The organism is Anaerotignum sp., from assembly GCF_045122575.1.
GTDB lineage: Bacteria > Bacillota > Clostridia > Lachnospirales > Anaerotignaceae > Anaerotignum_A.
On the sequence record NZ_JBGVHV010000113.1, the window covers coordinates 1 to 11,399 of the forward strand.

The 11,399-nt window shown below is 46.7% G+C and carries 10 protein-coding genes and 1 other annotated feature; of the genes, 7 read left to right on the forward strand and 3 right to left on the reverse strand.

Annotation, left to right across the window (positions count from 1 at the left end; all coding sequences use genetic code 11):
• From ACJMLT_RS05510 to ACJMLT_RS05540, 7 genes are all read left to right on the forward strand, one after another.
• Window positions 1-217, forward strand: a 217-nt coding sequence (locus ACJMLT_RS05510; RefSeq protein WP_405727801.1) for a hypothetical protein, incomplete at its 5' end; no start/stop codon positions are given.
• A complete protein-coding gene (locus ACJMLT_RS05515) occupies window positions 180-1,634 on the forward strand; it encodes a UDP-N-acetylmuramoyl-L-alanyl-D-glutamate--2,6-diaminopimelate ligase (protein WP_405727804.1) in 1,455 nt (484 codons plus the stop codon). The genes ACJMLT_RS05510 and ACJMLT_RS05515, both read left to right, overlap by 38 nt.
• A complete protein-coding gene (murF, locus tag ACJMLT_RS05520) occupies window positions 1,631-3,016 on the forward strand; it encodes a UDP-N-acetylmuramoyl-tripeptide--D-alanyl-D-alanine ligase (RefSeq protein WP_405727807.1) in 1,386 nt (461 codons plus the stop codon). Before ACJMLT_RS05515 ends, murF begins: the two co-directional genes overlap by 4 nt.
• Window position 3,017: 1 nt before the next feature.
• Window positions 3,018-4,007: a phospho-N-acetylmuramoyl-pentapeptide-transferase gene (gene mraY / locus ACJMLT_RS05525; protein ID WP_405727810.1), complete on the forward strand. Its 990-nt coding sequence runs from the start codon at window positions 3,018-3,020 to the stop codon at window positions 4,005-4,007.
• A gap of 26 nt (window positions 4,008-4,033) precedes the next feature.
• Complete coding sequence (gene murD, locus ACJMLT_RS05530; protein ID WP_405727813.1) at window positions 4,034-5,392, forward strand: UDP-N-acetylmuramoyl-L-alanine--D-glutamate ligase; 1,359 nt, start codon at window positions 4,034-4,036, stop codon at window positions 5,390-5,392.
• A 21-nt stretch (window positions 5,393-5,413) separates the two neighbouring features.
• Window positions 5,414-6,565: a putative lipid II flippase FtsW gene (gene ftsW / locus ACJMLT_RS05535; protein ID WP_405727816.1), complete on the forward strand. Its 1,152-nt coding sequence runs from the start codon at window positions 5,414-5,416 to the stop codon at window positions 6,563-6,565.
• 141 nt (window positions 6,566-6,706) lie between these two features.
• Window positions 6,707-6,941, forward strand: a binding site (T-box leader).
• Window positions 6,942-7,041: 100 nt separating this feature from the next.
• A complete protein-coding gene (locus tag ACJMLT_RS05540) occupies window positions 7,042-9,675 on the forward strand; it encodes a valine--tRNA ligase (RefSeq protein ID WP_405727819.1) in 2,634 nt (877 codons plus the stop codon).
• Between the two features lie 46 nt (window positions 9,676-9,721).
• Here the strand turns inward: ACJMLT_RS05540 and ACJMLT_RS05545 are convergent, their stop codons facing one another.
• The 3 genes from ACJMLT_RS05545 to ACJMLT_RS05555 form a co-directional block, all read right to left on the reverse strand.
• Window positions 9,722-10,486, reverse strand: a complete 765-nt coding sequence (locus ACJMLT_RS05545; protein ID WP_405727822.1) for a zinc ribbon domain-containing protein — start codon at window positions 10,484-10,486, stop codon at window positions 9,722-9,724.
• 110 nt (window positions 10,487-10,596) lie between these two features.
• On the reverse strand, window positions 10,597-10,962 hold the full coding sequence (locus ACJMLT_RS05550; protein ID WP_405727825.1) for a VOC family protein: 366 nt from the start codon (window positions 10,960-10,962) through the stop codon (window positions 10,597-10,599).
• A gap of 23 nt (window positions 10,963-10,985) precedes the next feature.
• Window positions 10,986-11,399, reverse strand: a 414-nt coding sequence (locus ACJMLT_RS05555) for a hypothetical protein (protein WP_405727828.1), incomplete at its 5' end; no start/stop codon positions are given.

Consider the following 11,399-nt stretch of genomic DNA (forward strand, 5'->3'; position numbering starts at 1 on the left):
CGGGAGAAACAGTGAACAAAGGGACGAAGATTTTGCTATATTTCAGGTAGAAATTGGTTGTATTTTTCGGGAAAAGATGGGGAAAAACCTTGGGTTTATCAGATGTTTGTGGTATAATTTAATGTGGTTTATTATGGGACAGTATTTCCCGAAGCCAGAAAAGAAAGGAGGCTGTAAAAGTGAAACTGAAACAGCTTTTGGAAGGTATTTCTTATAACGTACAGCAGGGGACTGCAGAACTGGAAATTACAGAAATCCAGTATGATTCCCGCAAGGTAGAGAAAGACAGCCTGTTTGTCTGCATTACAGGATTTCAGACAGACGGACACAAATATATCCCTATGGCGGTGGAAAAGGGCGCAGCGGCACTGCTGTGTGAACACGAAGTGGAACATGTGCCCGAAAACGTGACAGTCATCGTAACAGAAAATAACCGTAAGGCATTGGCGGTAGTATCTGCTAATTTTTACGATCATCCATCCAGAGAGATGCATGCCATCGGTGTGACCGGCACAAACGGCAAAACATCCACCACATACCTGATGAAATCCATTCTGGACAGAGTGGGCGGCAAAGTAGGTATCGTGGGTACCATCGAAAACAGAATCGGTGACAAGATTTTGAAGACAGAAAGAACCACACCCGAATCCAAGGAACTGCAGGCGCTGTTCCGCCAGATGAAGGAAGAAGATGTGACAGATGTGGTGATGGAGGTTTCCTCTCACTCTCTGGATCTGCACAGGGTAGACGGCATTGCTTTTGATGTGGCTATCTTTACAAACCTGACACAGGACCATCTGGATTACCATATTACCATGGAAAATTATAAGGCGGCAAAAGGGATGCTCTTTGAAAGAGCGGCGAAAAGCGTTATCAATATGGACGATGCTGCCGGTGCATATATGAAAGAAAAGAGTGTTGGCGAAGTGCTGACCATCGGCGTGGATACACAGGCAGACCTGATGGCGGAAAATATTGACATTACTGCAGAAGGCACTGCTTTTGATATGGTCTGGAAAGGTCAGAAATATCCCGTAAAACTGGCAACCCCCGGCAGATTCAGCGTATACAATGCGCTGGGTGCGGCAGGGGCATGCCTGCAGCTGGGGATTGGCGTGGAAGACGTTGTGGCAGGTCTGACAGAAAACCCCGGCGTTTCCGGCAGATTCCAGACCGTACGCAGCAAGAAAGGCTGTCAGGCGGTGGTGGACTATGCGCATACGCCCGATGGTCTGGAAAACGTGCTGAATACAGCCAATGAATTTGTAAAAGGCAAACTGATCGCCGTATTTGGCTGCGGCGGTGACAGAGACAGAACAAAACGCCCCATCATGGGTGAGATCGGTGGTAAACTGGCAGGTTACTGCATCATTACCTCTGATAATCCCAGAACGGAAGACCCCGTTGCCATTCTGGCTGATGTGGAAGAAGGCGTAAAGAAAACAGACTGCCCTTACGAAAAAATCGTGGACAGAAGAGAAGCCATCAACAGAGCCGTGCAGATGGCAGGCGAAGGGGATGTGATCCTGATCGCAGGCAAAGGGCATGAGACTTATCAGATTTTTGCGAACGAAACCATTCACTTCGATGATATGGAAGAAGTACGCAAAGCATTTGGGGAGGATCTGGCATGAAAAAAATTACAGTAAGAGAAATTATCAAGGCAACAGGCGCGCAGATGATCGCTCTGGGCGATATGGATGCGGCGCTGAATAAAGAAATCTGGCATGTAACACAGGATTCCAGAGAAACAAAGGAAGGCAGCCTGTTTGTTGCCCGTATCGGCGAAGTGAGAGATGGTCACGATTTCCTGCCTCAGTGCTTCGAAAACGGCGTGACAGCATGCCTGAGCCAGAAGGTGGTTGCACCTGCAAATGGTGCTATCGTTCTGCTGGTGCCTGATACAGGCAAGGCACTGCTGGATCTGACAGCATACTACAGAGATCTGTTTGATATTCCCTATGTTGGCATCACAGGCAGCGTAGGAAAAACAACTACAAAAGACATGATCGCCTCTGTGCTTTCTCAGAAATACAATACGCTGTGGACAGATGGTAACTACAACAACGAAGTTGGCGTGCCTCTGACTATGTTCCGTATTGAAGATCATCATGAAGCGGCGGTTATCGAAATGGGCATGAACCATTTTGGGGAACTGGACAGAATTGCAACAGCAGTTCGTCCTCACATCGGTGTCATTTCCAATGTTGGCGTGGCACATATCGGTTTTCTGGGCAGCAGAGAAGGCATCCTGAAAGCGAAATGTGAAATGCTGGATCATCTGGAACAGGATGGCGTTGCGATCCTGAATGCAGACAATGATATGCTGCAGACACTGGAAGGCAAGCTGCCTCACCCTATCAAATGGTTTGGTGTGGAAAATAAAAAGGATTTTTATGCAGATGAGATTGAAGTCGTTGGTCTGGAACAGACAAAATGCACCCTGCATACACCCATCGGCTCTGTTTCTGTCATCATTCCTGTTCCCGGGGAACATATGGTGCTGAATGCCCTTTCTGCAGCGGCAGTTGGTGTGGAACTGGGCCTGACACTGGAACAGATCAAGGCTGGTATCGACAATTTTGTACCTACAAAGAAAAGAATGACACTGATGAAGGATGTCAACGGTCTGACGATCCTGAACGATTCTTATAACGCAAACCCCGTTTCCATGAAATCCGCTCTGGATGTACTTTCTAATGCAGAGGGCAGAAAGGTGGCTGTTCTGGGGACAATGGGTGAACTGGAGGACTATGCCCCTGCCATGCATAAGGAAGTAGGCGCATACGCAGCGGAAAAAGGCACAGATGTGCTGATCTGTATCGGTAAATGGAACGACTGCATGGAAGCAGGCGCAAAAGAAGGCGGTATGACAGAAGTATACCGCTATGAAACACAGGAAGAGTTCTGGGAAAAAGGTCTGTCCCTGATCAAAGAAGGCGACAATGTGCTGGTAAAGGCATCCCTGTCTACAGGATTATCCAGAACAGTAGATAAATTGCAAGGAGTGAACTAAAGTGGGTTCTTTGGAACAGGCAGTCTATGCCATTATCATATCTTTCGTGATTGGCGTTATTTTGTGTCCAATCGTGATCCCTATGCTGAGAAAACTGAAATTCGGTCAGAATGTCCGTGATGACGGCCCTGAAACCCATCTGGCAAAGCAGGGGACTCCCACCATGGGCGGCGTTGCTTTTCTGGTGGCATTCGTTGTCACAAGCTTCTTTTTCCTGAAAGGGAATACAGACGGTGCGGCGATTATGCTGATGACACTGTGCTATGGTCTGATCGGTTTTCTGGATGACTATATCAAAGTTGTAAAAAAACGTTCTCTGGGTCTGAGAGCGTATCAGAAACTGCTGCTGCAGCTGATCGTAACAGGTCTGTTCTGTGCGTATGTTCTGAAAAGCGGCATTGGCACAGAAATTTATGTGCCTTTTACAAACGGTTTCATGCTGGATCCGGGCATTCTGTTTGTACCTTTCCTGTTTGTGGCAGTTCTGGGTACTGTAAACGGCGTAAACCTGACAGATGGTCTGGATGGTCTGGCTGGCGGTGTAACACTGCTGGTGGCGTCTTTCTTCATGATCGTTGCATGGGCAGCAGGCAGCACCATTTCTCCTATCTGCGGTGCTATCGTAGGCGGCCTTCTGGCATTCCTGATCTTTAACTCTTACCCTGCGAAGGTATTCATGGGTGACACAGGCTCTCTGGCGCTGGGCGGCTTTGTGGCGGCGACAGCATTCATCCTGAAAATGCCTATTTTCATTGTCATCGTAGGTTTTATCTATCTGTGGGAATCCATCACAGTTATGCTGCAGGTAGGCTGGTTCAAGCTGACAAAGAAAAAATACGGCGAAGGCAGACGTCTGTTTAAGATGGCGCCTTTCCATCATCATCTGGAAAAATGCGGCTGGAGAGAAACAAAGGTCGTGACACTGTTCTATGTGGCAACAGCACTGCTGTGCCTGATCGGCTTTTTGGGCTGTAAATATATGTTCCTGTAATGGAATTCGGAAAGAAGGAATAACAAGTGGAATACAATGGTAAAAAAGCACTGGTCTGCGGTATGGCCAGAAGCGGTATTGCTGCAGCAAAACTGCTGAAAAGACTGGGTGCGGAAGTAACACTGCAGGATATGAAAAAAAGAGAAGATATCGCTGCAGACGTGCTGAATCTGGAAAATGAGGGTATCGTGCTTTACACAGGCGCAAACCCTGACGATATCGCCTGCGCACAGGACGTCATCGTTCTGAGCCCCGGCATCCCCTGTGACCTGCCCTTTATCACAGCGGCAGAAGAGGCAGGCGTATCTGTGATCAGTGAGGTGGAGCTGGCTTATACACTGACCAAATGCCCCATCACTGCCATCACAGGCACAAACGGCAAAACAACAACGACTACACTGACCGGGGAGATCATGAAGGCCGTTTATGGCAATACTGCTGTGGTTGGGAATATTGGTATCCCTTACAGCGAAGAAGTGGAACGCCTGACAGAAAAAGACTGGGTAGTTGCAGAGATCAGCAGCTTCCAGATGGAAAAGGCGCAGGAATTCCACCCTCATATTTCTGCGGTATTGAATATCACACCTGACCATCTGAACAGACATAAAACCATGGAAGTTTACATTGCCATGAAGGAAAAAGTCTTTGCAAAACAGACAGCAGAGGATTTCTGCATCCTGAACCATGGCGACGAAGCCTGCAGAAAGATGGCGGACAAAACAGCGGCGAAGGTATTTTTCTTCAGCTCTTCCGAAAAACTGGAAGAAGGCATCTATCTGGATGAGGAAAATATCGAAGTACGCTGGAATGATATCAACGAAACACTGATCAATGTAAATGATCTGCAGATCCTGGGCGTACACAACCACGAAAACGTCATGGCAGCGGCGGCAGCAGCTATCTGTGCCAATATCCCTCTGGACACCATCAGAGGCGTTCTGAAGGCTTTTGCGGGGGTAGAACACCGTATCGAATATGTTGCCACAGTAGACGGCGTAGACTATTACAACGACTCTAAGGGCACAAACGTAGATGCTTCCATCAGAGCGGTACTGGCGATGAAAAAGCCTATCGTGCTGATCGGCGGCGGCTATGACAAAGGCGGTTCCTTTGACGAATGGACAAAACTGTTCCCTGGCAGAGTGAAACATCTGGTGCTGATCGGCGTGACTGCACCACAGGTGCGCGCATCTGCGGAAAAATTCGGCTTCACAGCAATTTCTGATTGTGAAACATTCAAAGAAGCCGTAGATCTGTGCAGAGAAAAGGCGGAAGACGGCGACTGCGTTCTGCTTTCTCCTGCATGTGCAAGCTGGGGTATGTTCGATAACTATGAACAGCGCGGCGATCTGTTCAAGGAACAGGTAAGAGGTTATCTGAAATAAAATTCTTTATGAGGTGGCAATATGGGGAAGAAACCTGGCAGACCGAAAAAGAAAACCGCAAAGCGGAAGTATATCAAACCCGGTGGATATGATTTTACCGTTCTGTTCATTGTGCTGACACTGGTATTGTTTGGGGTCGTTATGATTTTCAGCTCCAGTTATTACTACACCATGACCAGTGCGAAATATGAGTATGACATGTTCCACTTTCTGAAAAAGCAGAGTATCTGGGCTGTTTTGGGTATTATTGCCATGCTGACGGCAATGAATGTACCCTATCATATTTATAAAAGATTTGCGTTTCCCGCATATATGCTGTCCAACCTGTTCTTGTTGATGCTGCCTTTTGTCGGCATTGAAGCGGGTGGTCAGAAGCGTTGGCTGGGGGTAGGTTCTTTGCAGTTCCAGCCTTCGGAATTTACAAAGGTAGCCGTGATCTGGTTCCTGTCTGTTTACGTGATAGAGCATAGAAAGGAACTGGGGAATATCAAGGGCTTTGCGAAAGCCTGCGGTGTTTTGCTGATACCGGTTGTGCTGATCGCAGTTTCAAACTTTTCTTCGGCTCTTCTGGTAGGGCTGATGGGGGCGACGATCCTGTTTATTGCCAGCCCTCGTGTCTGGTATTTCGGTGCGGCCATTGCGGCAGCAGTTCCCTTGGGGGCCATTGCGATCCTGCTGCCTCAGTTCCGATACAGACTGGGACGCATCACCACATGGCTTGACCCTTGGGCAGACCCCACAGGTACCGGTTTCCAGACGATCCAGTCTCTGTATGCAGTGGCATCGGGCGGTCTGTTTGGCCTGGGTCTGGGTCAGAGCAGACAGAAGACATTTATTCCCGAAGCCTATAATGACATCATCTTTGCGATCATCTGTGAAGAACTGGGGCTGGTCGGTGCGGCGCTGGTCATCATGCTGTTTGCTGTTCTGATCTGGCGCGGAGTCAAAATCGCCATGAATGCAAAGGATCAGTTCGGTATGCTGGTGGCAACGGGCATTACAGCGGTCATTGCATTCCAGTCTATCATCAATATCGGCGTAGTAACCAATACCATTCCCAATACGGGGCAGCCTTTGCCTTTTGTCAGCTACGGTGGCACATCTCTGCTGTTTTTGATGGGTATGGTGGGTATCCTGCTGAATATTTCCCGCTATCCCAAGGATGGGGAATAGTACATAAGCAATTTCAGGGACTTTCGAAAAGTGATTTCGGAAGTCCTTTTGTATGTATACATGAACAATTGCACAATTTAGACTTGACAAAACTGGCAAAACTGAATAAAATCTGATGATATAGGAAATGAATAAACACTGTGAAAGACAGAGAAAAAGAGGAGTACACATCCGGAATTCTCAGAGAGAAGGGCTCTGTGGCTGAAAGGCCCTTTGATAGGAAAGATGTGGAAGGTAGCTTTGGAGTCGTTTTGCTGAAGGGTGTCCTGTCAGGGGCTTGTGTAGGCGAAAACGGGAGGTCCCGTTACAGACCGTAAGAGAGTCCGTCCGTTTTCGGGCGGGAACAAAGGTGGTACCGCGAGCTTTCGTCCTTTTATTGGGACGAGGGCTTTTATTTTTTTATGGCGTTTCACGGTGGATTTAAATGAAAGCAATAGACATTCTAAAGAAAAAACACAAGCAGGAGGAAAGTAATCATGAGAGAGTTGGCAAAGAATTTTGACCCCTCTGTTGTAGAGGAAAGACTTTACAACACATGGATGGAAAAGAAATATTTCCATACAGAAGTAGACAAATCCAAAGAACCTTTTTGTATCGTAATGCCCCCCCCGAACATCACAGGTCAGCTGCACATGGGCCATGCTCTGGATAATACTATGCAGGATATTCTGATCAGATGGAAGAGAATGGCAGGCTATAATGCCCTGTGGGTGCCCGGTATCGATCATGCGTCTATTTCTACAGAACTGAAGGTTGTTCAGAAAATGGCTTCCGAAGGCCTGACAAAAGACGACGTAGGCCGTGAAGGCTTCCTGGAAAGAGCATGGGCATGGAAAGAAGAATACGGCGGCATTATCCTGAATCAGCTGCGCAAATTGGGTTGTTCCTGTGACTGGGATCGTGTTCGTTTCACAATGGACGAAGGCTGCTCCGATGCTGTTCTGGAAACATTCGTAAGATTGTATGAAAAAGGTTATATCTACCGTGGTGAAAAGATCATCAACTGGTGCCCTGAATGCCAGACAACGATCTCTGACGCGGAAGTAGAACATAACGATATGGCCGGTCACTTCTACCACATCAATTACCCCATCGTTGGTTCCGATGAAAAACTGAGACTGGCAACAACAAGACCTGAAACAATGCTGGGCGATACAGCAGTAGCAGTTCATCCCGAAGATGAAAGATATCAGCACCTGATCGGCAAAACATGTATCGTTCCCGTACTGAATAAAGAAGTTCCCATCGTTGCAGATGATTATGTAGACAGAGAATTTGGTACAGGTGTTGTAAAAATCACACCTGCACATGACCCTAACGACTTCGAAGTTGGTCTGAGACATGATCTGCCTCGTATCTGCGTAATGAACGATGACGGTACTATGAATGAACTGGCTGGCAGATTCTGCGGCATGGACAGAATGGAAGCAAGAAAAGCCATTGTAGAACAGCTGAAAGAAGAAGGCCATCTGGTTGAAATCGAAGATATCACACACGCAGTTGGCTGCCACGAAAGATGTCACGCTCCCATCGAACCCATGATCAAACTGCAGTGGTTCGTAAAAATGGAAGAACTGGCAAAACCTGCCATCAAAGTATACCAGGATCAGGAACTGAGATTCGTTCCCGACCGTTTCGGTAAGATCTATATGCATTGGCTGGACAACATCCGTGACTGGTGTATTTCCCGTCAGTTGTGGTGGGGTCACAGAATCCCTGCATACTACTGTGCAGACTGCGGCCATATCACAGTAGCAAAAGCACACCCCGGCAAATGTGAAAAATGTGGTTCTGCAAACATCAGACAGGACGAAGATACACTGGATACATGGTTCTCCTCTGCGCTGTGGCCTTTCTCCACACTGGGCTGGCCCGAAAACACAGAAGAACTGAAACACTTCTACCCTACAAGCGTACTGGTAACAGGTTACGATATCATCTTCTTCTGGGTAATCAGAATGGTATTCTCCGGTATGGAACAGATCGGTGAAAGACCCTTCGACGATGTTCTGATCCATGGTCTGATCCGTGACGATCAGGGTCGTAAGTTCTCTAAATCTCTGGGCAACGGTATCGATCCTCTGGAAGTTATCAAAAACTACGGTGCTGACCCTCTGCGTCTGATGCTGATCACAGGTAACGCACCCGGTAACGATATGCGCTTCTACTGGGAAAGACTGGATAACTGCAGAAACTTCTGCAACAAGCTGTGGAATGCTTCCCGTTTCGTAATGATGAATATGGAAGATGCAGAAGAACCTAAATTCCTGATGCTGACATCTGCGGATAAATGGATTCTGTCCAAAGTGAACACGCTGGCGAAAGAAGTGCAGGAAAACCTGTCCAAATACGATCTGGGTCTGGCTGCACAGAAAGTTTACGACTTCATTTGGGATGAATACTGCGACTGGTACATCGAAATGGTGAAACCTCGTCTGTATAACAAAGAAGACAGCACAAGAGCAGCGGCGCTGTGGACACTGAAACAGGTTCTGATCAATGCGCTGAAACTGATGCATCCTTTCATGCCTTTCATCACAGAAGAACTGTTTACAGCAATTCAGGACAAAGAAGAAAGCATCATGGTTTCTCAGTGGCCTGTTTACAGAGAAGAATGGAACTACAAAGAAAATGAAGCAGAAATCGATGCCATCAAGGAAGCAGTTAGAAACATCCGTAACATCCGTGCGGAAATGAACGTTGCACCTTCTAAGAAAGTACACGTTTACGTTGTTTCCGAAAGCGATGAAGTACGTCACATCTTTGAACATTCCAAAGTATTCTTCAAAACACTGGGTCATGCCAGCGAAGTGACAGTACAGACAGACAAAGAAGGTATCGGCGAAGATGCGGTATCCGTAGTGATCAAAGATGCTACCATCTACATGCCTCTGGCGGAACTGGTTGATTTTGCAAAAGAAATCGAACGTCTGGAAAAAGAAAAATCAAAACTGGAAAAAGAAGTGGATCGAGTAGTGAAAAAACTGGCGAACCAGGGCTTCGTTGCGAAAGCACCCGCAAACGTAATCGAAGAAGAAAAAGCAAAAGAAGAAAAATATAAAGCAATGCTGGCTCAGGTAGAAGAAAGACTGGCACAGCTGAAAAAATAAGCAATAAAGAAAAGCCAAGCTGGAAACAGCTTGGCTTTTTGCGTATTTATCTTTTTTTGTAGATGACCAGTTCGGGATCTGTGCCGTTTATGCCGTAAGTGCAGATCAGGATAAAATCCATATTTGCAGCGATACCAAAGCAGCGGTCACCGCCGAATTCACATTCTAATTGGTTGCCCAGATAGGTTGCGTTATCATCTAAAAATTTTACGTATGTTCCGTTGGGAAGTCTGTATTCGAGATTGATGTATCCGCCAACAAGGGCATTGAGCTTTTCAACCTTGGGCATGCCTTCGATATGCAAAGCGTTGATTTCATCTATAAGAAGATGCTTGAATTCTTCAAATTTTTCGGCACCATCTAAATTTTTATATTTCTTCCAATAATTAAGTTTTGGCAGCAGATCTTTCATATATGCCCGAACCTGATCTGAGGAAAAGGCGTCATTGGCCATGTGTTCTATGCAAACATCAATCAGATCATCCATATTATGATACATATATTCCCCGTCTGCATAACACCATTTGCAGTATTCTTCATTGAAGATACCATCGATTTCTTTGCTGATATTGGAATCATCCAGCGGCATACCACAGCACTGACAGATCAGTTTCCGGGGAGAGCCCAGAAGGGTATTGATAGAGACATCAAATAATTGGGATAGCAGTTTCAGCGTTTCTGTATTTGGGATCGTGTCACCGTTTTCCCAGCGGGATACGGCCTGACGGGTCACATGTACTTTTTCGGCAAGGGCATCCTGGGATAAGCCTTTTTTTGTTCGCAGTTCCAGAATAATATCTTTTGTTTCCATTGCATTCACCACCTTACAGAAAGTATAGCACGGGAGAAGATAGAAGAAAAGCAACCGACTGTTGCGTTTCAAAATAAAAAACCAAGGCAATTTGCCTTGGTTTTTGCTGTTTATTTTGCGGGAATGATCTCGATCCAGTAGTTGTCGGGATCATTGATGAAATAGATGCCGAAATCGGGATTTTCGAAACAGATGCAGCCCATTTCTTTATGTTTGGCATAAGCGGCATCATAATCTTCTGTTACGAATGCCAGATGGAATTCGTTTTCACCCAGATTATAGGGATCTTTTCTGTCACGGAGCCATGTCAGTTCCAGTGTGAAGTCAGATTTGCCGTCGCCCAGATACACCAGTTTCCAGCTGCCGTCTTCCGCTTCTTTGCGGCGTACTTCCTTCAGACCCAGAGCGTCTTCATAGAATTTCATGCTTTTTTCCAGATCCAGGATGTTGTAGTTGAAATGATTGAATTTGAACATATTCGTTTCCTCCTTTGCCAGCCTTAGTGGTGGTGATGGTGGTCATGGTCGTGGCCGCAGCCGCAGTCGCAGTCGTGACCATGGTCATGATGGTGGTCGTGATGGTAGTGATCATGGCAGCCACAGTCGCAGTCGTGATCATGGTGGTGATGGTGGTCAGCATGACCTTCGGTGATGGATGTCCAGCCGTGTTCGTTGAATACCATACCGATTTTATCTACGATGAGAACCTTCTGTTCTTCGGAAGTTGCCTTATCGATGGCTTCCATCAGCATATCCATTACATCGTGGACAGAATAGATGGGAGGCAGGGCGCCTGTCAGATTCTGCATAGCCAGTTTTCTGGTCTGGGCGGGCAGTGTGTCGAAATGATTTCTTGTTTTTGTGATGAAATCCAGGAAGAGTGCTTTCTTTTCTTCTTCTGTTGCAGGGGGCAG

Bases quoted from the DNA above. Each gene is read 5' to 3' on its own strand.
- murF (WP_405727807.1), top strand. From the start codon at position 1,631: ATGAAAAAAATTACAGTAAGAGAAATTATCAAGGCAACAGGCGCGCAG.
- ftsW (WP_405727816.1), top strand. From the start codon at position 5,414: ATGGGGAAGAAACCTGGCAGACCGAAAAAGAAAACCGCAAAGCGGAAG.
- ACJMLT_RS05540 (WP_405727819.1), top strand. From the start codon at position 7,042: ATGAGAGAGTTGGCAAAGAATTTTGACCCCTCTGTTGTAGAGGAAAGA.
- ACJMLT_RS05545 (WP_405727822.1), bottom strand. From the start codon at position 10,486: ATGGAAACAAAAGATATTATTCTGGAACTGCGAACAAAAAAAGGCTTA.
- ACJMLT_RS05550 (WP_405727825.1), bottom strand. From the start codon at position 10,962: ATGTTCAAATTCAATCATTTCAACTACAACATCCTGGATCTGGAAAAA.